Origin of the sequence: Pseudomonas sp. R38(2017), assembly GCF_002112395.1 — a bacterium.
Classification (GTDB): domain Bacteria; phylum Pseudomonadota; class Gammaproteobacteria; order Pseudomonadales; family Pseudomonadaceae; genus Aquipseudomonas.
Genome location: NZ_NEHN01000011.1, coordinates 21,022 through 45,549 on the forward strand (window position 1 = coordinate 21,022; position 24,528 = coordinate 45,549).

Consider the following 24,528-nt stretch of genomic DNA (forward strand, 5'->3'; position numbering starts at 1 on the left):
AACGTGAGTTGAGCTGATCGCCAGCGACAGACACTTTTCGGAATGACCGCAAGTCCCGCCAGGCGGGGCTTGCACAGGAGGTTTGCAATGGGCGCTATCTTGAATCTGGTCGAACGTAATCTGCATGAAGTGCACGTCGACGCCGACCGCATGCTGTTTCACATCCCCAGCAGTTCGCTGTTTGCCAGCGATGAACTGACTGGCACCATCATCGATGCGTTGCGCGGCCCCGGCTGCTCCTCGGAAGACCTGATCCAGCGCCTCGGCGCGCGGTTCAACGGCGAGGAAATCAACGAGACCCTGCGCGAGCTGATCTCGCTGGAGCTGGTCAGCGACGGCTCGCCGCTGACGCCGGACATCGCCGTAAAACGTGTCGAGCGCACGGCGATCAATACCGTGGTGCTCAACGTCAATACCGGCTGCAACCTGAGCTGCACCTACTGCTACAAGGAAGACCTCGACAAGCCGTCCGCCGGCAAGAAGATGGACGTCGAAACCGCCATCGCGTCAGTGGAAATGCTGCTGCGTGAATCCCCTGACGAAGAGCGCTTCACCGTGGTGTTTTTCGGCGGCGAGCCGCTGAGCAATCGCAAGCTGATCGAGTACATGGTCGATTACTGCGAGAAGCGTTTTGCCGAGGCCGGCAAGTTCGTCGAATTCGTCATGACCACCAACGCCACGCTGCTCACCGAAGAAACCGTGGACTACCTGAATGCCCACCGCTTCGGGCTGTCAGTGAGCATCGACGGGCCGAAAACCGTGCACGACCGCAACCGCATCACCGTGGGCGGGCAGGGTACTTACGACGTGGTGCGGCGCAAGGCCGAAATGCTGTTGTCGCGCTACAACAGTCGCCCGGTCGGCGCGCGGGTGACCCTGACCACCGGCGTCACCGACGTTGAAACCATCTGGGATCACCTGTTCAACGAACTTGGTTTTGCCGAAGTCGGGTTTGCTCCGGTGACTTCCGGCGATATCAGCAGTTTCAACCTGACTACTGACGAGTTGATCGAAGTGTTCGCCAGCATGAAACGCCTCGGCCGGCGTTATCTGGAGGCTGCGCTGGAGCACCGCAATATCGGTTTCTCCAACCTGCATCAGTTGATCACCGATATCCACGAAGGCCACAAAAAGGCCCTGCCATGCGGGGCCGGGCTGAAGATGCTGGCGGTCGATCACAAGGGCGAACTGAACCTGTGCCATCGCTTCACCGGCTCGTCGCTGCCGACTTTCGGCAACGTCCACAGCGGCGTTAAACAGGTCGAACTGAACGACTTTCTGTCCCAGCGCCTGGATCGCACCAACACCGGTTGCCACGACTGTCAGATCCGCAACCTGTGCTCCGGCGGTTGCTACCACGAGAGCTACGCCCGCTACGGCGATCCGGCACACCCGACGTATCACTACTGCGAACTGATGCGTGACTGGGTCGACTTCGGCATCGAGGTCTACACCCGGATCATGGCCGCCAACCCTGCGTTCATCAGCAGCTACATCACTCCGCGCAAGGCTCACTGATATGAAACATCTCAAGGCAATCAATAACAAAGCGTTGAAGCTGGATCAGGCTGCGGACGAGAACCGCATCGAGGAAGTGGTGGCGATGAGTTCCGTCGCCGGCTGTGCCTCGACCACCGACCCGGGCTGGGAAATCGATGCGTTCGGCGGGGTGTCGTCGCTGTGTCAGCCGATGGAAGCTGACCTGTATGGCTGCTCCGATCCGTGCTGGTGGCCGGCCCAGGTGCCGGACATGATGAGCACCTACCCGGACTGGAACAAGGATGCCCAGGCGTCCAACGACAACTGGCGCAACCTGGGCACTGTCTTCCCGAAAGACAAGTGATCCATAAGAAGAAGGATTCCAGCATGCATAACATCAAAGCCTGCGGCCTTGCCGCACTCGCGGTTCTGAGCGTCTGTTCGCTACCGGTTCTGGCCGATGAAAACGCCGCGCTGCAAGACGGTCACGAGTACATGTTGACCACCAATTACCCGAACAACCTGCACGTCATCGACCTGTCGACCGACAGCTTGTACAAGACCTGCAAGATGCCCGATGCCTTCGGCCCCGGCACCGTGCAGCTGTCGCCGGATCGCAAGACTGCCTATGTGCTGAACAACCATTACGCCGACGTTTACGGTGTCGAGCTGGACAGCTGCAAGCAGGTGTTCCACGCCAGCATCACTCAGCAGCCGGGCGAGAAGGCACGGTCGATGTTTGCGTTCACCGTCAGCCATGACGGCAAAGAGCTGTACACCATCGCCAACCCGACGCTGATGCTCAACGATCATTACGAGGTCAAGCAGCCGCGTCTGGACGTCTACGCCACCGACGCCGGAATGAACGCCAAACCGGTGCGCAGCTTTCCGGCGCCACGGCAGTTGACGATCATGCAGAGCGGCGATGACGGCACGCTGTATGTCGCTGGCGCCGATGTGTACAAGGTCGATGTGAAGAGCGGCAAGTTCGACGTGCTGATCCCCAGCCGTCACTGGAAGCGCCCGAACTACAGCGCGCCGGACGTGCTCTACGTGTGGAACCAGCAGACCTACCGCCACGACTTCTCGCTGCTGTACACGGCAGCCAAGTTCAAGGACAAGAAACAGGATCCGGCCACCGCTGAATACCTGTACGGCTTGTTCAGCGTCGACCTGAAAACCGGCAAGACCGAAACCACCGACTTCGGCCCGCTGACCGAAATCTACTTCAGCGGCATGCGCTCACCGAAGGATCCGAACCTGATGTTCGGTGTGCTCAACCGTCTGGCCAAGTACGACATCAAGCAGAAGAAACTGATCCAGGCAGCCACGCTGGACCATTCCTACTACTGCATTTCGTTCAACAAGGATGGCAGCAAGATCTACCTGGCCGGGACGTTCAATGACGTGGCGATTTTTGATGCCGAGACCATGAAACAGACCGGCAGCATCAAGTTGCCGGGTGGGGATATGGCGATTACCACGGCGCAGATATTTGTCCGGTAACAAGCGGCGTCAGGGATGACGCCTTCGTGAGCAAGCCCCCTCCCACATTTGAAATGCGGTTCAAATGTGGGAGGGGGCTTGCTCACGAAGGGACTCTCTAAACCGCTACAAAAATCAGGCCCCTGGCACCGGGCAACCCACATCCCCTTCTTCACACTTCAAATATTGCTTGAGCGCCTCGGTTCGATCCTTGGTCACGCGCGTAATGCATGAGCTGTAGATCATCGGGTACATACTCCCGCCCTTTACCCCGGATGCCGAAAATTCGCATTCGGCATCGCGAAATCCAATCCACGCCCGCTGGGCACTGACCAGCAGTTTTTTGCTGGCAGGCTCGCCTTTCAGGCGCGCGGTAATTTGCTGATACACCGCGTTCAGCTCTTTATCCGCCGCTTTGTTCTCTTGCCCGGCACACTGATTCATCGTCGCCTGATCGCTGGCATTGGCGCAGTCGACGGCAGCGTGGGCAACGGAAGTGAAAAGAAAAGGCGTCAGAGCCAGGAGCTGGCGTGGGGACATGGGGCATCTCGCTTTGAAGAGTGAATGTGCCGGGCAGTTTAGCGACTTCATGGCGCCATCAGGATTTGTGCTGTCTCGATGCGTTGAGCAAGCGCTCCGCTGTCGCGGCAATTTCCTCTCCGTCATGCAGCTTCTCCAGCCACCCGAACGGGATTCCCTGCACGCCGTAATGGGCGCCAGCCAACTGGCCGACGATGGCGGCAGTAGTGTCCGCATCATCGCCCAGATTCGCCGCCTGCAGGACGGCCGCGGCAAAACTGTCGGTATGCTGGAAGCACCATAGCGCCGCTTCCAGGGACTCAACGCAGTAGCCACTTCCGCGAATGTCGCGCTCGGTCTTGTGCAGGTAGTCGCCCCGGGCAATCGCCGCCACCTTCGGTTGGTTGAAGGCAGTTTGCGACAGGCTGCGCAGTTCAGTTTTCGATGCGCCTTCCAGGGCTTTGCCGAGCAGTTCGGCAAACAACTGGCAGCATTCGATGGCCTCGGGCGCCGCGTGAGTGGTACGTGAACTGTCGGCAGTGAATCGCCTGATTTGTCGGGTGTCGGGGAAATAAAACAGAACAACGGGCACCAGACGCATCAGCGAGCCATTGCCTGCGCTGTAGGGATCAGTGGAGCCGGCAAATGGTTCTCCGGTGTGCTGATAGCGATCCAGCGCCTGACTCACGGTCATGCCGATATCGAAACATTCGCCGGTTGAGCTCAGATAACCCCATTGCCACCAGTTCAGATAGCGGCCCATCTGATCGGCGGCATCGAATGCGTTCTTGTTCAGCAGGCTTTCTGCCAGACACAGCGCCATCGAGGTGTCGTCGGTCCATTGGCCCGGTTTCAGCTGGAACGGCCCGCCACCGACCATGTCCGTCAGGGGCTGGAAGCTGCCTCGAGGCTGGAATTCGACGGTTGTTCCCACCGCATCGCCGCAGGCCAGGCCGAGGAGGGCGCCACGGTAACGTTCAGGGAGGGAGGGCTGCATGATGACGTCCTTGTGTCGTTCAATTCGCTGGGAACATTATCAGTTCCACAGTGTTGATCCGCCCGTATTCTGACGAACCGGCGCCTCAAAATACTGCCAGTTATTTCCATCAGCTCAGACAGTTGCACTGGATTGATACAACTTCGCATTGGACATGTGGTCATACAAGCCTACTGTTCAAAACAGGAGGTGACGTATGAAACCAGTACCCAACAGCTTTGAACGTAAAATCATGCTCCGCTCGCCGCGCTCTCATGTCTGGCGTGCGCTGGTCGATGCCGAGGCGTTTGGCCAGTGGTTTGGCGTGGCTCTGGAAGGGCGGCGGTTTATCGCAGGCGAGTGGACGCAAGGGCAGGTCACGTATCCCGGTTATGAACATGTGCTCTGGAACGTGCTGGTGGAGCGGGTCGAGCCCCAGCAGTTGTTTTCCTTCCGCTGGCACCCGTATGCGGTGAACCCGAATATCGACTACTCCCAGGAGCCGACCACGCTGGTCAAATTCGAGCTGCAGGACTATGAAAACGGCACGCTGCTGAAGGTTTCCGAGTCAGGTTTCGCGCATATTCCCGATGTGCGTCAGAAAGAGGCGTATTACATGGACAGCCGTGGCTGGGAAGAGCAGTTGAGCAGGCTCGAACACTTTCTCGCCGAAACCGACAGGGCACGCGAGCGTGAGGGTGGCTGACAGCGAGTGGTTTGATCCGTGGTTGAAGCGTTGGGCACTGGTGCCCGACGGTGTTCCGGTCATCACGCTGGGCAGCAAGCTGTTGCCGGTGCGTCAGGGCGACGTACCGGCGATGCTGAAAATCGCGATGGACGACGAGGAAAAGTACGCCGGACAGCTGAAAGTCGCGGATCTGGCGGCTGCTGCACTCAATGCCCGACATGCCTAAGGGTTTTCGGAAGGGGTGCTATGGCGAATGTCTTACACGCGCTGGTAGCTTTTTCGACTATTGCCGATTGGATCCACAGCGTAATCTAGCCTCATCAACTGAAGCACAGGGAGTGTTTCAGGATCATGGATGATCGACCATATGCAAGGATCGCTGCCGACAGGGAGTCGATAATGGTCTTGGGAAAAACCCGCTTCGGCGGGTTTTTTTTCGTCTGTAGAAAAGTGTCGCCCCTAAGCAGAAACACCGCCGATTGGCGGTGTTTCTGCATCTGCAGGTCTTACGAGGCGATCAGCTGTCGCAACACGTAATGCAGGATCCCGCCGGACTTGAAGTACTCCACCTCATTCAGGGTATCGATGCGGCACAGCACTTCGATCTTCTCCTGACGTCCGTCTTCCCGGGTGATTACCAACGTCAGGTTCATGCGTGGCGTCAGCTCGACACCGGTCAGGCCCTGAATCTCCAGGGTTTCCTTGCCGGTGAGGTTCAGGCTCTTGCGGTTCTGATCCAACTTGAACTGCAACGGCAGCACGCCCATGCCTACCAGGTTGGAACGGTGGATTCGCTCGAAGCTTTCGGCGATTACCGCTTTCACGCCCAGTAGATTGGTGCCCTTGGCCGCCCAGTCGCGGCTGGAGCCGGTGCCGTATTCTTGCCCGGCAATCACCACCAACGGCGTTCCCGAGGCCTGATAACGCATGGCTGCGTCATAGATCGCGAGTTTTTCGCCGGTCGGAATGTAGATCGTGTTGCCACCTTCTTCGCCGCCGAGCATTTCATTGCGGATACGGATGTTGGCAAAGGTGCCGCGCATCATCACTTCGTGGTTGCCCCGGCGTGAACCGTAGGAGTTGAAGTCCCGCGGCTCCACACCTTTTTCCCGCAGATAACGCCCGGCCGGACTTTCGGCTTTGATGTTGCCGGCGGGGGAGATGTGGTCAGTGGTCACCGAATCGCCCAGCAACGCCAGCACCCGCGCACCTTTCACGTCGGTGATCACCGGCAGGGGGCCTGCGATGTCATCGAAAAACGGTGGGTGCTGGATGTAGGTCGAGTCATCCTGCCAGACATAGGTGGCGGCTTGCGGCACTTCGATGGCTTGCCACTGTTCGTCACCGGCGAACACCTCGGCGTACTCCTTGTGGAACATCGCCGTGTTGACCTGATTCACCGCGTCGGCGATTTCCTTGCTGCTCGGCCAGATATCGCGCAGGTAAACCGGATTGCCTTGCTTGTCTTCTCCCAGCGGTTCGCTGCTGATGTCCGTGCGCACCGTGCCGGCCAGGGCGTAGGCGACGACCAGCGGTGGCGAGGCCAGCCAGTTGGTTTTCACCAGCGGATGCACCCGGCCTTCGAAGTTGCGGTTGCCGGACAGCACCGACGCCACGGTCAGGTCAGCTTTCTGGATGGCTTTTTCGATCGGTTCCGGCAGAGGCCCGGAGTTACCGATGCAGGTGGTGCAGCCGTAGCCCACCAATGAAAAGCCGAGCTGATCGAGGTACTGCGTCAGTCCTGCAGCCTTGTAATAGTCAGTGACCACTTTTGAGCCCGGTGCCAACGAGCTCTTCACCCACGGCTTGCGGGTCAGGCCTTTTTCCACGGCTTTTTTCGCCAGCAGGCCGGCAGCCATCATCACGCTCGGGTTGGAGGTGTTGGTGCAGGAGGTGATCGCGGCAATCACCACCGCGCCGTTTTTCAGGCGATAGGTGTGGCCGTCGTACTCGTAATCCGTTTCGCCGACCAGATCGGCATTGCCCACCGCCACGCCACCGCCGCCTTCGCTTTCCAGACGTCCTTCTTCCTTGCTGGTGGGTTTGAATTGCAGGTCGAGGAAATCGCTGAACGCCTGACCGACATTCGGCAGGGAAACCCGGTCTTGCGGACGTTTCGGCCCGGCGAGGCTGGCTTCGACGCTGCCCATGTCCAGCGCCAGGCTGTCGGTGAACACCGGTTCCTGACCGGGCAGGCGCCACAGGCCCTGGGCCTTGGTATAGGCCTCGACCAGTTTCACCACTTCGGTGGGGCGACCGGAAAGGCGCAGGTATTCGAGAGTCACGTCATCGACCGGGAAGAAGCCGCAGGTCGCGCCATATTCCGGGGCCATGTTGGCGATGGTCGCGCGATCGGCCAGCGGCAGGTCAGCGAGGCCATCGCCGTAGAACTCGACGAATTTGCCGACCACGCCTTTCTTGCGCAGCATCTGGGTCACGGTCAGCACCAGGTCGGTGGCGGTGATGCCTTCCTTGAGCTTGCCGGTGAGTTTGAAACCGATCACCTCGGGAATCAGCATCGACACCGGTTGCCCGAGCATCGCGGCTTCCGCCTCGATCCCGCCGACGCCCCAGCCGAGTACGCCGAGGCCGTTGATCATGGTGGTGTGGGAGTCGGTGCCGACCAGCGTGTCGGGGAAGGCATAGGTGCGGCCGTCCTCGTCCTTGGTCCACACCGTGCGTCCGAGGTATTCGAGGTTGACCTGGTGGCAGATCCCGGTGCCCGGTGGCACCACGCTGAAGTTGTCGAAAGCGCTCTGGCCCCAGCGCAGGAAGGCGTAGCGTTCGCCGTTGCGCTGCATTTCGATGTCGACGTTCTGTTCGAATGCACTGGCGCTGGCGAATTTATCGACCATCACTGAGTGGTCGATCACCAGATCCACCGGTGAAAGCGGGTTGATTCGCTGCGGATCGCCGCCGGCCTTGGCCATGGCGGCGCGCATCGCGGCCAGATCGACCACGGCGGGGACGCCGGTAAAGTCCTGCATCAGCACGCGGGCAGGGCGGTACTGGATTTCCCGGTCGGAGCGACGCTCCTTGAGCCACGCGGCAATCGCCTTGAGGTCGGCGCCGGTGACAGTTTTTTCATCTTCCCAGCGCAGCAGGTTTTCCAGCAGGACTTTCAACGACATCGGCAGCTTGTCGAGATCGCCCAAGGTTTTGGCGGCATCCGGCAGGCTGAAATAGTGGTAAGTCTTGTCATCGACTTTCAGGGTCTTAAGGGTGTGCAGGCTATCGAGGGACGGCATTACGATCACTCCTTTGAATCCGCACGGCTACGGATTGAGGGGACGAATAGAGCTTAAAACTTAGCCCTGTTTTAGGTAGCTGGCTAATAACTGGACTCTATGACAGGAACCAAGGTTCCGACATCGGCTATCATGCGCCGGTTTTCGTGACAGGCTTTGCTTTGACGCAAGCCTGGACATCGCGCAGGGGATGAATGATCGCCCTCTGCCCAGGAGTAAGAATGAACACCCTATTCATGCATTGCCGGCCGGGCTTCGAAGGCGAAGTCTGTTCGGAAATTTCCGACCTCGCCGCCCAACTGAACGTGGCCGGCTACGCCAAGGCCAAACCGGCGACCGCTTGCGCCGAGTTCGTCTGCACCGAAGAAGACGGCGCCGAGCGCCTGATGCGTGGCCAGCGTTTCGCTGAGCTGATCTTCCCGCGCCAATGGGCCCGCGGGGTTTTCATCGATCTGCCGGAAACCGACCGCATCAGCGTGATCCTCGCGCATATGGCCGAATTCCCGGTGTGCGGCAGCCTGTGGCTGGAAGTCGTCGACACCAATGACGGCAAGGAACTGTCGAATTTCTGCAAGAAGTTCGAAGGCCCGCTGCGCAAGGCGCTGACCGGCGCCGGCAAACTGGTGGACGATGCCAGCAAACCGCGCCTGTTGCTGACCTTCAAGAGTGGCCGTGAGGTGTTCCTCGGTCTGGCCGATGCCGGAAACTCGGCGATGTGGCCGATGGGTATTCCGCGTTTGAAGTTTCCGCGTGAGGCGCCGAGCCGTTCCACGTTGAAGCTGGAAGAAGCCTGGCACCACTTTATCCCCCGGGATCAGTGGGACGAGCGCCTGCACAGCGACATGACCGGTGTCGACCTCGGTGCGGCGCCGGGTGGCTGGACCTGGCAACTGGTCAATCGCGGCATGCTGGTGACGGCCATCGATAACGGCCCGATGGCCGAAAGCCTGATGGACACCGGTCTGGTGCAGCATTTGATGGCCGACGGTTTCACCTTCAAGCCCAAGCAGCCGGTGGACTGGATGGTCTGCGACATCGTCGAGAAACCGGCGCGCAACGCCGCGATGCTCGAAGAATGGATCGGCGAGGGGCATTGCCGGGAAGCGGTGGTCAACCTCAAGTTGCCGATGAAGCAGCGTTACGCCGAAGTGAAGCGTCTGCTCGAACGCATCGCCGATGGTTTCAAGGCCCGCGGGATCAAAGTCGATATCGGCTGCAAGCAGCTGTACCACGACCGTGAGGAAGTGACCTGCCATTTGCGCCGCCATGACGTGAAAAAAGCCAAGGCCCGCTGAGCGCGCGACAGGTGACCGAACACCCGGCATTGGGCGACAATGCCGGCCAGTTTCAGGAGTGAATCATGAGTGAAATGATCAATACGCCGGTCGACGGTACCCTCGACGCTACGGGCCTCAACTGCCCGGAGCCGGTGATGATGCTGCACCAGCACATCCGTGACCTGGTGCCCGGCGGCCTGCTCAAGGTGATCGCCACCGACCCGTCGACCCGCCGCGACATCCCCAAGTTCTGTGTGTTTCTCGACCATGAACTGGTGGGGCAGCACGAAGAGGCCGGGACCTATCTGTACTGGATTCGCAAGAAGTCCGGTTGATCGGAAGGCAAAAAAAAGACCTGCATGTGCAGGTCTTTTTTTATGGCCGGTCACCCCATCGAGCGGCTGATGCGAATGCGTTTGCGTGCGCTGCGTGTCAGGCGGATCGACAGCATCAGCGCCGCGCAGCTCAAGCCTACGATCAGGCCTTCCCACAAGCCGCTCGGGCCGCGTGGCTCGCCGAACCAGTCGGTCAGGCCGAGGGCGTAACCCACCGGCAGGCCGATGCCCCAGTAGGCGAACAGGGTCAGGATCATCGTCACCCGCGTGTCCTGATAACCGCGCAGGGCGCCAGCGGCGGTTACCTGGATCGCGTCGGAGAACTGGAACAGCGCCGAATACACGATCAGCATCGCGGCGATGTGAATCACCATCGGATCCGAGGTGTAGATCGCTGCAATGTGTTCGCGCATCAGCAACATCATGCTCGCCGACAGGCAGGCGTAGGCCAGCGCGGTGCCCATGCCGACACCTGCCGCAAAACGCGCTTCGCGAGGTTCTTCACGGCCCAAAGCCTGGCCGACCCGTACGGTCACGGCCATACCCAATGAATACGGAATCATGAACACCAGCGAGCTGACGTTCAGCGCGATCTGATGCCCGGCCACCACCGTGGCGCCGAGGCTGCCGATCAGCAGCGCGATCACCGCGAAAATGCTCGACTCGGCAAACACCGCGATGCCAATCGGCAGACCGATGGCCAGCAGACGCTTGATCACCGCCCATTGCGGCCAGTCGAAACGGCTGAACAGTTCGCTCGACTTGTAGGCTGGCGCCCAGCGCTCATAACCGGCCAGGCCCAGCGCCATCACCCACATCACGATCGCCGTGGCCCAGCCGCAACCGACGCCGCCCATGGCCGGCACGCCGAAGTGACCGTAAATGAACACGTAGTTCAGCGGAATGTTCAGCGCCAGGCCACACAGGCCCAGCACCATCGCCGGCCGGGTGCGGCCGAGGCCGTCACTGGTGCAGCGCAGCACATGGTAGAAGGCCACTGCTGGCAGACCGCTGGCGATGCCGTGCAGGTATTGCATGCACGGGCCGATCAGTTCCGGATCGACTTTCATCAGGTGCAGGATCGGTTCGGCGCAGAACAGCAGGGTGGTTGCCATCAGTCCGACCACCAGCGCCAGCCACAGGGCCTGACGCACGATCGGGCCGATCTCGCTGTGGGTGCCGGCGCCGAAGCGCTGGGCGACTTTCGGCGTGGTGGCCAGCAGGGTGCCGGTCATCAGCAGAAACACCGGTACCCAGATCGAGTTGCCCAGTGCCACGGCCGCCAGATCCTTTGGCCCGACGCGCCCGGCCATCACCGCATCGACGAAGCCCATGGCGGTGGTTGCCAGCTGCGCGATCATGATCGGCAGTGCAAGGCCGAGCAGATTTTTCAGCTCCAGGCGAACCCGGGCAGGGCGGTTGAGGGAAACGGCGTCAGGGCGTTCGGTTACGGAGTTCACAGGCAAAGCGTCCACAGGGGTTGATGCGCAAGGCCGGGCATTCTACGCCGCTGACGTTACGGTCAGGAAAAATCCTCTGTTGCGGATTTGTAATCAACAGCCTGCTGGCTCATCGCAGTCTCAGCGCCTACACTGCCGATCCGCCCAAGGAGCCCCGCCATGCTGATTGTTGCCGACGAAAATATCCCGCTGCTCGATGCCTTTTTTGCCGGTTTCGGCGAGATCCGCCGGGTGCCGGGCCGTTCCATTGACCGGGCCACGGTCGAACAGGCCGACGTGTTGCTGGTGCGCTCGGTGACCAACGTCAACCGCGCGTTGCTCGAAGGCAGCAAGGTGCGTTTTGTCGGCACCTGCACCATCGGCACCGATCATCTGGATCTCGAATACTTCAACGAGGCCGGCATCACCTGGTCCAGCGCGCCGGGCTGCAATGCTCGTGGTGTGGTGGATTATGTGCTGGGCAGCCTGATGACCCTGGCTGAAATCGAAGGTGTCGATTTGAGTGAACGTACCTATGGCGTGATCGGCGCCGGTGAAGTGGGCGGTCGCTTGATCAAGGTGCTGAAAGGGCTGGGCTGGAACGTGAAAGTCTGCGATCCGCCGCGTCAGGCGGCCGAGGGCGGCGACTATGTCAGCCTGGAGCAGATCATCGCGCAGTGCGACGTGATCAGTCTGCACACCCCGCTGACCCGCAGTGGTGAAGGCGCGACCTGGCACTTGTTCGACGAGCAACGTTTGCAGCAACTCAAGCCCGGCGCCTGGCTGATCAATGCCGCCCGTGGTCCGGTGGTGGATAACGCCGCGTTGCGCGAAGTGCTGCTGGAGCGTGAAGACCTGCAAGCGGTCCTCGATGTGTGGGAAGCCGAGCCTGAAGTCGATGTGGCGCTGGCCGAACTCTGTGTGCTGGCGACCCCGCATATCGCCGGTTACAGCCTCGATGGCAAGCAACGCGGCACGGCGCAGATCTATCAGGCGTACTGTGACTTCATCGGCCAACCGGCCAGCATTCAGCTCGGCGATCTGTTGCCCGCACCGTGGTTGTCGGAAGTTTCGCTGCATGCCGACAGCGATCCGGCCTGGGTATTGGCGATGTTGTGCCGTGGCGTGTACGACCCGCGCCGGGATGATGCAGATTTCCGTCGCACCCTGTTGGGTAGCGTCGGTGAGCAACGTGCGGCTTTCGATGTATTGCGCAAACAATATCCGGCACGTCGCGAGATCGAAGGGCTGAAAGTGCGGATCGACGGTGATTCGCCAGCGTTGCAGCAGATCGTGACGGCACTGGGCGCTTTGGCCGTATAAACCGCGGGCAGAAAAAACCCGGCCTACAGGGGCCGGGTCAGGAAGACGGTGGCTACATCACTTTTGTTCGGCAGGCTTGACCAATCGCTTCTCCAGTTCGCGGCAAGCGTCCTGGATCATGTCTTCAGTGATTGGCACTTCGCGCCCATCCTTATCGATAATCGAGCAACCCAGAGGTTGGCCGGGCTTGGTGCGGATCACTTGAATCTTGTCGTCGCTGCTGTGTTGCAAGGACATGGCCTGTCTCCTCATCAGGTTGTGTAAGCACAATAAAACCGTCAGGTGACCAGGCTGTGACAACTCCCTTCGATCTTTCCGGAACGGTATCTTCACTCAAGCAGAATTGACCGTTCGTCTCAACCCGGACATTAGACCGATAGCATCTAGGGGGTAGTCTGGCCGGTCATAATTAACCTGACTCATTGTGATTTGCAGAGTTCCACCCCATTGAGTGTCCAGGCTGGCCCCATTAATCAGCACACGACGTGAATTTGAATGATCCCGATGCTTTCCTCGCGACATCGCCGGGCCCTGCGCCTGACCAGTCATTTTCTTGCGCCCTATCGCTGGCCGGCCTTCGGTGCGTTGCTCGCGCTGATCGTCACGGCCGGCATCACCTTGTCGATGGGGCAGGGCATCAAGCTGCTGGTCGATCAGGGCTTCATGACCCAGTCGCCGCATCTGCTCAACCAGTCCATTGGCCTGTTCATGCTCTTGGTGCTGGGGCTCGCGGTCGGCACTTTTGCCCGGTTCTATCTGGTGTCATGGATCGGCGAGCGGGTGGTGGCTGACATCCGTCGGCAGGTGTTCAACCATCTGGTGTACCTGCATCCCGGGTTCTACGAGGACAATCGCAGTTCGGAAATCCAGTCGCGCCTGACCGCTGACACGACGTTGCTGCAATCGGTGATCGGTTCGTCGCTGTCTCTGTTCCTGCGCAATCTGCTGATGGTCATCGGCGGCGTCGTGCTGCTGTTCATCACCAATGCCAAGCTCACCAGTATCGTGGTGATTGCGCTGCCACTGGTGATTGCGCCGATCCTGATTTTTGGACGCCGCGTGCGTAATCTCTCGCGGCTGAGTCAGGACCGGATCGCCGACATTGGCAGCTATGTCTCGGAAACCCTCGGTCAGATCAAGACCGTTCAGGCCTATAACCATCAGGTGCAGGACGAACAGCGATTTGCCTCGACGGTCGAGCAGGCGTTCGAGACTGCGCGAAAAAGAATTTTCCAACGGGCCTGGCTGATTACGCTGGTGATCGTGCTGGTGCTCGGTGCTGTCGCGGTAATGTTGTGGGTCGGCGGCATGGACGTGATTGCCGGGCGGATTTCTGCCGGTGAGCTGGCGGCGTTCGTGTTCTACAGCCTGATCGTCGGCAGTGCCTTTGGCACGTTGAGCGAAGTGATCGGAGAATTGCAGCGTGCTGCCGGTGCCGCCGAGCGCATCGCCGAACTACTGCGTTCGGAGAACATTATCCAGCCGCCGAAAGACGGATTGGTGACCTTGCCGGAGCGGATCAAAGGCGAGCTGGCGTTGCAGGACGTGCGCTTTTCCTACCCTTCGCGTCCCCAAAGCTTTGCCGTTGACGGCTTGAGTCTGACAGTCAACGCGGGCGAAACCCTCGCGCTTGTAGGTCCGTCCGGTGCGGGCAAGTCCACGGTGTATGACTTGCTGCTGCGCTTCTACGATCCGCGCGAAGGGCAAATCCTGATTGATGGCGTGCCGCTTACAAGCCTTGATCCGCTTGACCTGCGCCGCTGCTTTGCACTGGTTTCGCAGACTCCGGCGCTGTTCTTCGGCAGCGTTGAAGAAAACATTCGCTACGGCTGCCCGACCGCCACCCTGGAGCAGGTGCAGGAAGCCGCGAAAATCGCCCACGCCCACGACTTCATCGAGCAAATGCCCGACGGCTACCAGACCCACTTGGGCGATGGCGGTCTTGGCCTGTCAGGCGGACAACGCCAGCGTCTGGCCATCGCCCGGGCGTTGTTGGTCGACGCGCCGATCCTGCTGCTGGACGAAGCCACCAGCGCCCTCGACGCCCAGAGCGAACACCTGATCCAGCAAGCCCTGCCCAGCCTGATGCAAAACCGCACCACGCTGGTAATCGCCCACCGCTTGGCCACGGTGAAAAACGCCGACCGGATTGCGGTGATGGACCAGGGCAAACTGGTGGCGATCGGTACGCATCAGGAACTGATCGCGAGCAATCCGCTGTATGCGCGGTTGGCGGCGTTGCAGTTCAGTGATGGGCATCTGGTTTCGACCGACCAAGTAACCGACTAAGTAACTGACCTAGTAGAACGCCAAAAAAAATGCCCGCATCTTTCGATGCGGGCATTTTTGTTTACGTCGATCCTTGTACGATCACTGATCGTCAAAGTACCGCTCATGCCAATCCACCAGCGGTTGCGGCGAGTTGAGTTTCTGGCCGTAGATCACCGAGTAGGACAGCACGTTCTGCACGTACTGACGGGTTTCGTCGAACGGAATGCTTTCAACCCACACGTCGAAGCTCAGGTGATCGGCGCCGCGCAGCCACTGGCGCACGCGGCCGGGGCCGGCGTTGTAGGCGGCGGAGGCGAGTACGCGGTTGCCGTTGAACTGGCTGTGCACCTGGCTCAGGTAGGCGGCGCCGAGCTGGATGTTTTTGTCCGGATCGAGCACCTGCTGCGGCGAGGCCAGAGGGATGCTGAACTTGCGCGCTGTTTCCTTGGCGGTGCCGGGCATCAGTTGCATAAGGCCGCTGGCGCCGACGCCGGAGCGGGCGTCGTCCATGAAGGCACTTTCCTGACGGGTGATGGCGAATACCCAGCTCGAATGGAGGCCGCGGACCTTGGCTTCACGCACGAGGGTGTCGCGGTGGGCCATTGGGAAGCGGATGTCCAGGTCGTCCCAGTATTGCGCCTGGCTGATGGTGCGGATTGCCGGGAAATACCATTTCAGGTCGTAAGCCAGTTTGGCCTGGGCGACCATCTCGTCGCGGTTGAAGTGACGGCTGACGTGGTACCACTCGCGGCGGCCATCGACGATCTGCCCGCGGGCGTGGAATTCCAGCGCGCGGCGAACGCCGGGGGTGTTGCGCACCTTGTTGATGGTGGCCTGGCTGAGTACCAGCGGTTTGTTGACCAGCGAATAGGGCAGCTGTGAACGATCGGCAGCCAGGAAACCGTAGAAATCCCGCTCCCGTGCGAGGCTCTTGTACAACGTCTGTGCTTCAGGGTTCTGCGGTTGTGCCAGTTCCAGGCTGCGGGCCTGCCAGTAACGCCAGCGATTGGTGGTGGCCAGATCCTGCGGCAGGCGGCGGGTCAACTGATAGGCATCGTCCCAGCGCGCCAGACGCAGCAACAGGCGCAGACGCCATTCGGACACAGTGTTGTCGCGCAATTCCGGGTCATATTTGGTCATCACGTCCAGCGCGCGGCTGTCGAAGCGACGGGCGAGGGTCAGGCCGATTTCCCGGGCGATCGCGACTTTTTCATCGCGGGAGAAATGCATGCTGCTGGCGTACCCGTCGAGCAAGTCCATGGCCTTGTCCGGATCCTGACGGGCAAGACGGCGCAGGCCGAGGCTGACAATATCCGACATTGGCTCGTCGGCCGGGGTGAAGCGCGACGGCTGGTTGAGCAGTTCAGGTTTCTGCGCCACGTCCACCAGCAGACGCCCGCGCGGGGCCAAGGTGGTCAGGCCGTTGACCAGACTGTTGGCCAGCGGATAGTTGCGTGTCTGAGCGGCGAGCTTGGTGCGCTCCCAGCGTTTTTGCTCGGTCAACTGGCCGTCGGCGGCCCAGATCCCGAACAGCGCATCACACGCCGCCGGTTGGGATTTGCCGGTCAGCCACAGTTTGTCGGCATTGGCGTAACCCTCGGCCTTGTGGCCGCTGCTGATCTGGTACTGGGCATTCAGGCAGTCCAGTTCGGTGAAGTTGAGTTTCGGGTCGTAATACTTGACGAAGGTCGCCCATTCGCCACGGTCGGCCAGCCAACGCAACCAGCGCAGCTTCATCCAGTTGGCCTGGGGCAGGTCACCGTGTTCGGCGAGGAATTTCTCGATTTCCGCGTTGCTGGCAGTCTTCAGGCGGGCGGTCAACTCGTCGTAGGCCAGATACGGCTCCAGCGGATAATCGGCGAGGGCCTGGCTGTAGCGAAAATAAGGGCCGGTGTCACCCTTGGCCAGGGCACGTTTGGCCTCATCGTAATACTGGCGCTGGGTGGACAGATCCACCGCCTGGGCGGATTGGGCAGCAGCGGCGGTGAGTAGCAAACAGGACAAAACACTGAAAAGGCGACTGCGCATGAGACATCCGGGCAGAGAAATCATGACAAGTGCCGACAGTGGCGGCACTGAATTGTCTGTAGCTTAGCCTTTTGCCAGCAGCCGGCGAAAGCTTTGCGGGCCTTGCGGCACAAGTTCGCAACAATTGTTGTGCAGAGTGCGTCAGCGGCGAAATTGCCGGCCTGCTCGGGTCCCGATTCAGGTAGAATGCGCGCCCGGTTTTTGGAGAAGCTCATGACCCTGCTCAAATTCAGCGATGTGTCCCTTGCATTCGGCGCGATGCCGTTGTTGGACAAGGTGTCCTGGCAGATCGCCCGTGGTGAGCGGGTGTGCATCATCGGCCGCAACGGCACTGGCAAGTCCAGCATGATGAAACTGGTCAAGGGCGACCAGAAGCCTGACGACGGCGCCGTGTGGCGTGCCCCCGGTCTGAAAATCGGTGAATTGCCGCAGGAATTGCCGGTGGCCGACGAGCGGACAGTGTTCGACGTGGTGGCTGAAGGCCTCGACGGCGTTGGCGCCTTGCTCGCCGAGTATCATCACTTGAGCCAGAACATCGTCACCGATGCCGATCTGGACAAGTTGATGCACGTTCAGCACGACCTTGAAGCTCGTGATGGCTGGCGCTTGCAGACCCTGGTCGACAGCACCCTGAGCCGCCTGCAATTGCCGGCCGACAAGACCCTCGCCGAGTTGTCCGGCGGCTGGCGTCGTCGTGTGTTGCTGGCGCAGGCGCTGGTGTCCGAGCCGGATCTGCTGCTGCTCGACGAACCGACCAACCATCTGGACATCGGTGCGATTGCCTGGCTCGAAGAAGCACTGAAGGATTTCCAGGGCGCCGTGCTGTTCATCACGCACGACCGTTCCTTCCTGCAGAATCTCGCCACCCGCATCCTCGAACTGGATCGCGGTGGTCTGATCGACTGGAACGGCGACTACGCCAGTTTCCTGGTCCACAAAGAAGCCGAGCTGGCCGCTGAAGAAACCGCCAACGCTCTGTTCGACAAGCGTCTGGCTCAGGAAGAAGTGTGGATTCGTCAGGGCATCAAGGCCCGTCGTACCCGTAACGAAGGCCGCGTGCGTGCTTTGAAGGCCCTGCGTGTCGAGCGCAGCGAACGTCGTGAGCGCACCGGCAAGGCCAACATCCAGCTGGAAACAGCGGAGAAGTCCGGCAAGCAGGTAATGGTGCTGGATAACGTGAGTTTCGCGCACCCGGGCGGTCCGTTCCTGATCCGCGATTTCTCCATGGTGCTGCAGCGCGGCGATCGTATCGGCCTGCTCGGCGCCAACGGTACCGGCAAGACGACCCTGCTGAAACTGATGCTCAGCGGTCTACAACCGACCAGCGGCAAGGTGGAAGAGGGCACCAAGATCGACGTGGCCTATTTCGACCAGTTGCGCCATCAGCTGGATCTGGAAAAGACCGTGGTCGACAACGTCGCCGAAGGTCGCGATTTCATCGATATCAATGGCCAGAGCCGCCACGTGCTGAGCTACCTCGGCGATTTCCTGTTCAGCCCGCAGCGTGCCCGCACGCCGGTTAAGGCGCTGTCCGGTGGTGAGCGTGCACGTCTGCTGCTGGCCAAACTGTTCAGCAAGCCTGCGAACCTGCTGGTGCTCGACGAACCGACCAACGACCTCGACGTGGAAACCCTCGAACTGCTCGAAGAAGTGCTGTTGACCTTCAACGGCACAGTGTTGATGGTCAGCCACGACCGGGCATTCCTCGACAACGTGGTCACCAGCACCCTGGTCTTCGAAGGTGAAGGCAAGGTTCGCGAATACGTCGGCGGCTATCAGGACTGGATCCGCCAGGGCGGTTCGCCACGTCTGTTGGGCGTGACTGAAAGCAAATCCGGCAAGGCTGACCTGAATTCGGCGGTGGTTACTGCCGAGCCGGCTCCGGTCGCCGCACCTGTTGCTGCGGCCCCGGCTGCGAAGAAGAAACTGAGCTACAAGCTTCAGCGCGAGCTGGAAGCGTTGCCGGGCGACATCGACGCAAAGGAACAGCAGATCGCTGCTGTCGAGGCTGAAATGGCAGAGGCCGGTTTCTACCAGCGTCCGCCGGCCGAGACGGCCAAAGTCATTGCTTCGCTGGAGCAATTGCAGGCTGAGCTGGACACCTTGGTAGAGCGTTGGGCCGAACTGGACGCCTGATAGCTTCCGGTCATGAAAAAGCCCGGCGTCCAGTGATGGACGCCGGGCTTTTCACAGGTGGAATCAGCGTTTGACCAAGTGCACCGCCAGCACATCGCAAGGTGCGCCATGCAGGACATCGTTGGCGGTCGAGCCCAATAGCAGCGCCAGACCATGTCGGCCATGGCTGCCGACCACGATCAGGTCGCATTCCTGATCCTTGGCGAAGTGGTGGATTTCCTGGCGTGGTTGACCATAGGTCAGGTGGCAGTTGGAGCCTTCCAGTTCGGTGTATTTGTGCTTCAGGCGCTCGAGGCGCTCCTTGGCCTGATCGAACTGCTGTTGTTGCAGTTGTGACAGATCCATCGGCACGTCACCCCCGAAGGCCATGGCCATCGGTTCGACGATATGCACCAGCGACAGCTTGGCGCCATTGCTCACCGACAGCTCTCGGGCGCGGTGGATCACAGGGTCGCACTCTTCGGTCAGATCTACGGCGACCAGGATATGGTGGTAGGGCATGAGGTGCTCCTCGTGAGGGATCAATATTGTTAAGTATGGCTGGTTTCAAGCGCATTGGTTCCAAAGTGACGCAATGGGCTTATTCAAAATGGGCGCATTTAAAAACGGGAGTAGAGATATGACGGTCTGGCTGGTGGTGTCAATCCTGCTGGTGGTGTTGAGCCCCCTGGCGTGGCTGCGCCCGTCCCGTGCACAGAGTGGCCGCATAGCCTTGCGCACCGAGGCCCGGCGCATCGGACTGGCCATGCAGTTGGCACCTCAGGAGTGGCCGCACTGGTTGTCTCAGGAGCCGCCAAACCCATGTGCGCAATACCATCGGCCACGGCGCAGCAAGCAGCCTGTGTGCTGGACGTACTGGCAGAAATCCCCGGGCGTGTGGGTCAATCAGTGGCAGGAAGCCTGTGAGGATCCGCTTCTGTTGAATCATTTCGAGAAATTGCCGGGCAACGTTTTCAAGGTTGAAGCCGACAAGCAGATGATCGCGCTCTATTGGGGCGAGAAGGGCGAAGCGACGGTTTTGCTGGAAATTGATGCCACGCTGAAAGCGCTGGCATGACTCTCGGACTTTTCGCGCTGCAATGGTGCGAAACGTCCGGCAGACGAGCAATAAAAAGCCCGACATGATTCATCGGGCGGGGTTGGCCAGGCAGGCCGGAAATTCTTTTTGGCGTTGAACCGGAGTGATTCGGTCAGCAAAAGTGCGCCTGTTTTCCTTCGTAGTCCAGCCAGCGTAGCCTGTTAAACAAGGCTTGCGGTGAATTAGGGCGACTTTTCTAACTATTAATCTTATGAATGCCCTGACATGCAAGCATGTGTGGACGGGCTGCGTCTTACAGAAATGACCGCAAAGTCGCATTTCAACCCGTATTTAGGGCGATTGACAATTGTCGGAAATTCCGTGAAGGTGGCGTACCCAAATCAAACGGGCGTATGAATTGAGCGTTTGTATTGCAGACTGCTCCTACAGAATCCCGACTATCGCGTTGGCGGGTGTGCCGGGTGGATTGGTGTCAGCATTGACGAAAAAGCGTCCTGCCGAGCCATTCGCCTGCGTCCGACGTGTACTGTTCAGCTTCCATATCGTGGAGATCAGTTGATGATTTACGAAGGTAAAGCCATCACGGTTAAAGCTCTTGAAAGTGGCATCGTCGAATTGAAATTCGACCTCAAGGGTGAGTCCGTCAACAAGTTCAACCGTCTTACCCTGAACGAACTGCGTCAGGCCGTAGACACCATCAAGGCAGATGCTTCGATCAAGGGCGTGATCGTCAGCAGTGGCAAGGACGTGTTCATCGTCGGCGCCGACATCACCGAATTTGTCGACAACTTCAAGCTGCCGGATGCCGAGCTGGTTGCTGGCAATCTCGAAGCCAACAAGATCTTCAGCGATTTCGAAGACCTCAACGTTCCGACCGTCGCCGCGATCAACGGCATCGCCCTGGGTGGCGGTCTGGAAATGTGCCTGGCAGCGGACTACCGCGTCATGTCCACCAAGGCCAAGATCGGTCTGCCGGAAGTCAAACTGGGCATCTACCCGGGCTTCGGTGGTACCGTGCGTCTGCCGCGCCTGATCGGTGCCGACAACGCCATCGAGTGGATTGCCGCCGGCAAGGAAAACCGTCCTGAGGACGCGCTGAAGGTCGGCGCCGTCGATGCAGTGGTTGCTCCCGAGAAGCTGCAGGATGCTGCCCTTGAGCTGATCAAGCGCGCCATCTCCGGCGAGTTCGACTACAAGGCCAAGCGTCAGCCGAAGCTGGAAAAGCTGAAGCTGAACGCCATTGAACAAATGATGGCTTTCGAAACCGCCAAAGGTTTCGTGGCTGGCCAGGCCGGCCCGAACTACCCGGCCCCGGTCGAAGCGATCAAGACCATCCAGAAAGCCGCGAACTTCGGCCGTGACAAGGCGCTGGAAGTCGAAGCCGCAGGTTTCGTGAAACTGGCCAAGACCTCTGCCGCGCAGAGCTTGATCGGTCTGTTCCTGAACGATCAGGAACTGAAGAAAAAGGCCAAGGCCTACGACGAAATCGCCAAGGACGTGAAGCAGGCTGCCGTACTGGGCGCCGGCATCATGGGTGGCGGTATCGCCTATCAGTCGGCTTCCAAAGGTACGCCGATCCTGATGAAGGACATCAACGAGCACGGCATCGAGCAAGGTCTGGCTGAAGCCGCCAAACTGCTGGTTGGCCGCGTTGATAAAGGCCGCATGACCGCCGCGAAAATGGCTGAAGTGCTCAACGGCATTCGTCCGACGCTGTCCTACGGCGATTTCGGGCACGTCGACCTGGTTGTTGAAGCCGTGGTCGAGAATCCGAAGGTCAAGCAAGCCGTTCTGGCGGAAGTCGAAGAGAAGGTCAAAGAAGACACCATCCTCGCGTCCAACACCTCGACCATTTCCATCAGCCTGCTGGCCAAAGCGCTCAAGCGGCCGGAAAACTTCGTCGGCATGCACTTCTTCAACCCGGTGCACATGATGCCGCTGGTGGAAGTGATCCGTGGCGAGAAGTCCAGCGAGCTGGCGATTGCCACCACCGTTGCCTACGCCAAGAAAATGGGCAAGAACCCGATCGTCGTCAACGATTGCCCGGGCTTCTTGGTCAACCGCGTACTGTTCCCGTACTTCGGCGGCTTCGCCAAGCTGGTCAGCGCGGGTGTGGACTTCGTCCGTATCGACAAGATCATGGAAAAATTCGGCTGGCCGATGGGCCCGGCATACCTGATGGACGTGGTCGGCATCGACACCGGTCACCACGGTCGTGACGTGATGGCTGAAGGCTTCCCGGACCGCATGAAGGACGACCGTCGTTCGGCCATCGACGTGCTTTACGAAGCCAAGCGTCTGGGTCAGAAAAACGGCAAGGGCTTCTACGCCTACGAGGCCGACAAGAAAGGCAAGCAGAAGAAAGTCGCCGACCCGTCGGTACTGGAAGTGCTCAAGCCGATCGTCTACGAGCAGCGTGAAGTCACTGACGAAGACATCATCAACTGGATGATGATCCCGCTGTGCCTGGAAACCGTGCGTTGCCTGGAAGACGGCATTGTCGAAACCGCCGCCGAAGCCGACATGGGTCTGGTCTACGGTATTGGTTTCCCTCCATTCCGTGGCGGTGCGCTGCGCTACATCGATTCGATCGGTGTTGCCGAGTTCGTTGCCCTGGCCGACCAGTACGCTGATTTGGGCGCGCTGTACCACCCGACCGCGAAGCTGCGCGAAATGGCCAAGAACGGCCAGAGCTTCTTCGGTTAAGCGCCCCCAACTAGAGTGAGAGTGAACTTATGAGCTTGAATCCTAGAGACGTCGTGATTGTCGACTTCGGTCGTACTCCGATGGGCCGCTCCAAGGGCGGCATGCACCGTAACACCCGCGCCGAAGACATGTCGGCGCACCTGATCAGCAAACTGCTGGAACGCAATACCAAGGTCGATCCTGCCGAAGTCGAGGATGTGATCTGGGGCTGCGTCAACCAGACCCTGGAGCAGGGCTGGAACATCGCGCGCATGGCGTCGCTGATGACCCAGATCCCGCACACTTCGGCCGGCCAGACCGTCAGCCGTCTGTGCGGCTCGTCGATGAGCGCGCTGCACACCGCTGCGCAAGCGATCATGACCGGCAACGGTGACGTATTCGTGGTTGGCGGCGTCGAGCATATGGGTCATGTGAGCATGATGCACGGTGTCGATCCGAACCCGCACATGTCCCTGTACGCGGCGAAAGCCTCGGGCATGATGGGCCTGACCGCTGAAATGCTGGGCAAAATGCACGGCATCACTCGCGAACAGCAGGACGCCTTTGGCGTGCGTTCCCACCAGCTCGCCCACAAGGCGACTGTGGAAGGCAAGTTCAAGGACGAGATCATCCCGATGCAGGGCTATGACGAGAATGGTTTCCTGAAAACCTTCGACTACGACGAAACCATTCGTCCGGAAACCACCCTGGAAAGCCTGGCGGCTCTGAAGCCGGCGTTCAATCCAAAGGGCGGCACCGTGACTGCCGGTACGTCGTCGCAGATCACCGATGGTGCTTCGTGCATGATCGTGATGTCGGCGCAGCGTGCACAGGACCTGGGCATTCAGCCGCTGGCCGTGATTCGTTCGATGGCAGTGGCAGGTGTGGATCCGGCGATCATGGGCTATGGTCCGGTACCGGCTACGCAGAAAGCACTGAAGCGTGCCGGCCTGGGTATCAACGATATCGACTTCTTCGAGCTCAACGAAGCGTTCGCAGCGCAGGCCTTGCCTGTGCTGAAAGATCTGAAAGTGCTCGACAAGATGAACGAGAAGGTTAACCTGCACGGCGGCGCGATCGCCCTGGGTCACCCGTTCGGTTGCTCCGGTGCCCGTATTTCCGGCACCTTGCTGAACGTGATGAAGCAGAATGGCGGCACCTTCGGGGTGGCCACCATGTGCATTGGCCTTGGCCAAGGCATCTCCACCGTCTTCGAACGCGTTTAAGCGTCTCGTCGATGGAAGCCGGGGCCAAGTGCCCCGGTTTTTGTTTTTGCGGATTTATTTTTGTATTTATTATGAAAAAATTTGAGTGAGGGCCGAAGCGTGCCGATACAACCTGGGCTCTACCAACATTACAAAGGTCCGCAGTACCGCGTATTCAGTGTTGCGCGGCATTCCGAGACTGAAGAAGAAGTGGTCTTTTACCAAGCCCTGTATGGCGATTACGGCTTTTGGGTACGTCCCTTGAGCATGTTCCTGGAGTCCGTCGAAGTTGACGGCGAGCAGGTCCCGCGCTTTGCTTTGGTGCAAGCCGAACCAAGCCTTTTTTCGAAGCCATAAGGCGAGGGCGCGCAAAACCCTGCGCTTGACCTCACCTT

At 59.8% G+C, this 24,528-nt stretch carries 21 protein-coding genes; 14 read left to right on the forward strand and 7 right to left on the reverse strand.

Going from position 1 to position 24,528, the window contains the following annotated elements; genetic code table 11:
- Positions 1-87 precede the first annotated feature (87 nt).
- Genes peaB through peaD form a run of 3 tightly spaced genes read left to right on the forward strand, consistent with a single transcriptional unit; the run spans position 88 to position 2,985 of the window.
- Positions 88-1,518 carry a quinohemoprotein amine dehydrogenase maturation protein gene (gene peaB / locus CAF87_RS24535; RefSeq protein ID WP_085733468.1) on the forward strand — a complete coding sequence of 477 codons (1,431 nt, stop codon included), beginning with the start codon at positions 88-90 and terminating at the stop codon, positions 1,516-1,518.
- Position 1,519: 1 nt separating this feature from the next.
- Positions 1,520-1,843 carry a quinohemoprotein amine dehydrogenase subunit gamma gene (qhpC, locus tag CAF87_RS24540; RefSeq protein WP_008016081.1) on the forward strand — a complete coding sequence of 108 codons (324 nt, stop codon included), beginning with the start codon at positions 1,520-1,522 and terminating at the stop codon, positions 1,841-1,843.
- Between the two features lie 23 nt (positions 1,844-1,866).
- On the forward strand, positions 1,867-2,985 hold the full coding sequence (gene peaD / locus CAF87_RS24545) for a quinohemoprotein amine dehydrogenase subunit beta (protein WP_085733469.1): 1,119 nt from the start codon (positions 1,867-1,869) through the stop codon (positions 2,983-2,985).
- Positions 2,986-3,099: 114 nt separating this feature from the next.
- Here the strand turns inward: peaD and CAF87_RS24550 are convergent, their stop codons facing one another.
- Entirely contained in the window at positions 3,100-3,504 is a 405-nt protein-coding gene (locus tag CAF87_RS24550; RefSeq protein WP_085733470.1) for a lysozyme inhibitor LprI family protein, read from the reverse strand.
- A 58-nt stretch (positions 3,505-3,562) separates the two neighbouring features.
- Positions 3,563-4,480, reverse strand: coding sequence for an ADP-ribosylglycohydrolase family protein (locus tag CAF87_RS24555; RefSeq protein ID WP_085733471.1), 918 nt, complete (start codon positions 4,478-4,480; stop codon positions 3,563-3,565).
- A 196-nt stretch (positions 4,481-4,676) separates the two neighbouring features.
- On the opposite strand from CAF87_RS24555, the gene CAF87_RS24560 reads away from it, so the two are divergent.
- Together CAF87_RS24560 and CAF87_RS24565 are read left to right on the forward strand one after the other, a co-directional pair.
- Positions 4,677-5,165 (forward strand): SRPBCC family protein, encoded by a 489-nt coding sequence (locus CAF87_RS24560; protein ID WP_085733472.1) that lies wholly within the window; start codon positions 4,677-4,679, stop codon positions 5,163-5,165.
- Positions 5,158-5,373 (forward strand): aminoglycoside phosphotransferase family protein, encoded by a 216-nt coding sequence (locus CAF87_RS24565; RefSeq protein WP_139831748.1) that lies wholly within the window; start codon positions 5,158-5,160, stop codon positions 5,371-5,373. Before CAF87_RS24560 ends, CAF87_RS24565 begins: the two co-directional genes overlap by 8 nt.
- A 280-nt stretch (positions 5,374-5,653) precedes the next feature.
- Here CAF87_RS24565 and acnA read toward each other — a convergent pair whose 3' ends face one another.
- Positions 5,654-8,395, reverse strand: a complete 2,742-nt coding sequence (gene acnA / locus CAF87_RS24570) for an aconitate hydratase AcnA (RefSeq protein WP_085733473.1) — start codon at positions 8,393-8,395, stop codon at positions 5,654-5,656.
- 221 nt (positions 8,396-8,616) lie between these two features.
- Here acnA and rlmM point away from each other — a divergent pair, with 221 nt between their 5' ends.
- The gene (gene rlmM, locus CAF87_RS24575) at positions 8,617-9,690 is read left to right on the forward strand and encodes a 23S rRNA (cytidine(2498)-2'-O)-methyltransferase RlmM (protein ID WP_085733474.1); all 1,074 of its coding nucleotides are present in this window, start codon (positions 8,617-8,619) and stop codon (positions 9,688-9,690) included.
- Between the two features lie 65 nt (positions 9,691-9,755).
- The gene (tusA, locus tag CAF87_RS24580; protein ID WP_011335204.1) at positions 9,756-10,007 is read left to right on the forward strand and encodes a sulfurtransferase TusA; all 252 of its coding nucleotides are present in this window, start codon (positions 9,756-9,758) and stop codon (positions 10,005-10,007) included.
- A 50-nt stretch (positions 10,008-10,057) separates the two neighbouring features.
- Here the strand turns inward: tusA and CAF87_RS24585 are convergent, their stop codons facing one another.
- A complete protein-coding gene (locus tag CAF87_RS24585; protein WP_085733475.1) occupies positions 10,058-11,467 on the reverse strand; it encodes an MATE family efflux transporter in 1,410 nt (469 codons plus the stop codon).
- Positions 11,468-11,626: 159 nt separating this feature from the next.
- Between CAF87_RS24585 and pdxB the strand changes: the two genes are divergently transcribed.
- A complete protein-coding gene (gene pdxB / locus CAF87_RS24590) occupies positions 11,627-12,769 on the forward strand; it encodes a 4-phosphoerythronate dehydrogenase PdxB (protein ID WP_085733476.1) in 1,143 nt (380 codons plus the stop codon).
- Positions 12,770-12,826: 57 nt separating this feature from the next.
- On the opposite strand, the gene CAF87_RS24595 is transcribed toward pdxB, so the two are convergent.
- On the reverse strand, positions 12,827-13,006 hold the full coding sequence (locus CAF87_RS24595; RefSeq protein ID WP_027611439.1) for a PA1571 family protein: 180 nt from the start codon (positions 13,004-13,006) through the stop codon (positions 12,827-12,829).
- A 258-nt stretch (positions 13,007-13,264) separates the two neighbouring features.
- Between CAF87_RS24595 and CAF87_RS24600 the strand changes: the two genes are divergently transcribed.
- Entirely contained in the window at positions 13,265-15,058 is a 1,794-nt protein-coding gene (locus CAF87_RS24600; protein WP_170929655.1) for an ABC transporter transmembrane domain-containing protein, read from the forward strand.
- Between the two features lie 81 nt (positions 15,059-15,139).
- Here the strand turns inward: CAF87_RS24600 and CAF87_RS24605 are convergent, their stop codons facing one another.
- Positions 15,140-17,068 carry a transglycosylase SLT domain-containing protein gene (locus CAF87_RS24605; RefSeq protein WP_085733478.1) on the reverse strand — a complete coding sequence of 643 codons (1,929 nt, stop codon included), beginning with the start codon at positions 17,066-17,068 and terminating at the stop codon, positions 15,140-15,142.
- 213 nt (positions 17,069-17,281) lie between these two features.
- On the opposite strand from CAF87_RS24605, the gene CAF87_RS24610 reads away from it, so the two are divergent.
- Positions 17,282-19,204: an ATP-binding cassette domain-containing protein gene (locus CAF87_RS24610; RefSeq protein WP_085733479.1), complete on the forward strand. Its 1,923-nt coding sequence runs from the start codon at positions 17,282-17,284 to the stop codon at positions 19,202-19,204.
- A 63-nt stretch (positions 19,205-19,267) separates the two neighbouring features.
- Here CAF87_RS24610 and CAF87_RS24615 read toward each other — a convergent pair whose 3' ends face one another.
- Positions 19,268-19,705, reverse strand: a complete 438-nt coding sequence (locus CAF87_RS24615) for a universal stress protein (RefSeq protein ID WP_047295289.1) — start codon at positions 19,703-19,705, stop codon at positions 19,268-19,270.
- 118 nt (positions 19,706-19,823) lie between these two features.
- On the opposite strand from CAF87_RS24615, the gene CAF87_RS24620 reads away from it, so the two are divergent.
- The 4 genes from CAF87_RS24620 to CAF87_RS24640 all read left to right on the forward strand — a co-directional run bounded on the left by CAF87_RS24620 (position 19,824) and on the right by CAF87_RS24640 (position 24,490).
- Complete coding sequence (locus CAF87_RS24620; RefSeq protein ID WP_085733480.1) at positions 19,824-20,261, forward strand: hypothetical protein; 438 nt, start codon at positions 19,824-19,826, stop codon at positions 20,259-20,261.
- A gap of 540 nt (positions 20,262-20,801) precedes the next feature.
- A complete protein-coding gene (gene fadB / locus CAF87_RS24630) occupies positions 20,802-22,949 on the forward strand; it encodes a fatty acid oxidation complex subunit alpha FadB (RefSeq protein WP_085733481.1) in 2,148 nt (715 codons plus the stop codon).
- A gap of 29 nt (positions 22,950-22,978) precedes the next feature.
- Complete coding sequence (gene fadA / locus CAF87_RS24635) at positions 22,979-24,154, forward strand: acetyl-CoA C-acyltransferase FadA (protein ID WP_007953060.1); 1,176 nt, start codon at positions 22,979-22,981, stop codon at positions 24,152-24,154.
- Between the two features lie 99 nt (positions 24,155-24,253).
- Positions 24,254-24,490, forward strand: a complete 237-nt coding sequence (locus tag CAF87_RS24640) for a DUF1653 domain-containing protein (RefSeq protein ID WP_007953059.1) — start codon at positions 24,254-24,256, stop codon at positions 24,488-24,490.
- Positions 24,491-24,528: the final 38 nt, after the last annotated feature.

Coding starts and splice junctions, on each gene's coding strand:
- CAF87_RS24605 (WP_085733478.1), bottom strand. CDS start 17,068: ATGCGCAGTCGCCTTTTCAGTGTTTTGTCCTGTTTGCTACTCACCGCC.
- peaB (WP_085733468.1), top strand. CDS start 88: ATGGGCGCTATCTTGAATCTGGTCGAACGTAATCTGCATGAAGTGCAC.
- pdxB (WP_085733476.1), top strand. CDS start 11,627: ATGCTGATTGTTGCCGACGAAAATATCCCGCTGCTCGATGCCTTTTTT.
- CAF87_RS24550 (WP_085733470.1), bottom strand. CDS start 3,504: ATGTCCCCACGCCAGCTCCTGGCTCTGACGCCTTTTCTTTTCACTTCC.
- peaD (WP_085733469.1), top strand. CDS start 1,867: ATGCATAACATCAAAGCCTGCGGCCTTGCCGCACTCGCGGTTCTGAGC.
- CAF87_RS24555 (WP_085733471.1), bottom strand. CDS start 4,480: ATGCAGCCCTCCCTCCCTGAACGTTACCGTGGCGCCCTCCTCGGCCTG.
- CAF87_RS24560 (WP_085733472.1), top strand. CDS start 4,677: ATGAAACCAGTACCCAACAGCTTTGAACGTAAAATCATGCTCCGCTCG.
- CAF87_RS24615 (WP_047295289.1), bottom strand. CDS start 19,705: ATGCCCTACCACCATATCCTGGTCGCCGTAGATCTGACCGAAGAGTGC.
- CAF87_RS24620 (WP_085733480.1), top strand. CDS start 19,824: ATGACGGTCTGGCTGGTGGTGTCAATCCTGCTGGTGGTGTTGAGCCCC.
- CAF87_RS24595 (WP_027611439.1), bottom strand. CDS start 13,006: ATGTCCTTGCAACACAGCAGCGACGACAAGATTCAAGTGATCCGCACC.
- CAF87_RS24610 (WP_085733479.1), top strand. CDS start 17,282: ATGACCCTGCTCAAATTCAGCGATGTGTCCCTTGCATTCGGCGCGATG.
- tusA (WP_011335204.1), top strand. CDS start 9,756: ATGAGTGAAATGATCAATACGCCGGTCGACGGTACCCTCGACGCTACG.
- acnA (WP_085733473.1), bottom strand. CDS start 8,395: ATGCCGTCCCTCGATAGCCTGCACACCCTTAAGACCCTGAAAGTCGAT.
- fadB (WP_085733481.1), top strand. CDS start 20,802: ATGATTTACGAAGGTAAAGCCATCACGGTTAAAGCTCTTGAAAGTGGC.
- fadA (WP_007953060.1), top strand. CDS start 22,979: ATGAGCTTGAATCCTAGAGACGTCGTGATTGTCGACTTCGGTCGTACT.
- CAF87_RS24600 (WP_170929655.1), top strand. CDS start 13,265: ATGATCCCGATGCTTTCCTCGCGACATCGCCGGGCCCTGCGCCTGACC.
- qhpC (WP_008016081.1), top strand. CDS start 1,520: ATGAAACATCTCAAGGCAATCAATAACAAAGCGTTGAAGCTGGATCAG.
- rlmM (WP_085733474.1), top strand. CDS start 8,617: ATGAACACCCTATTCATGCATTGCCGGCCGGGCTTCGAAGGCGAAGTC.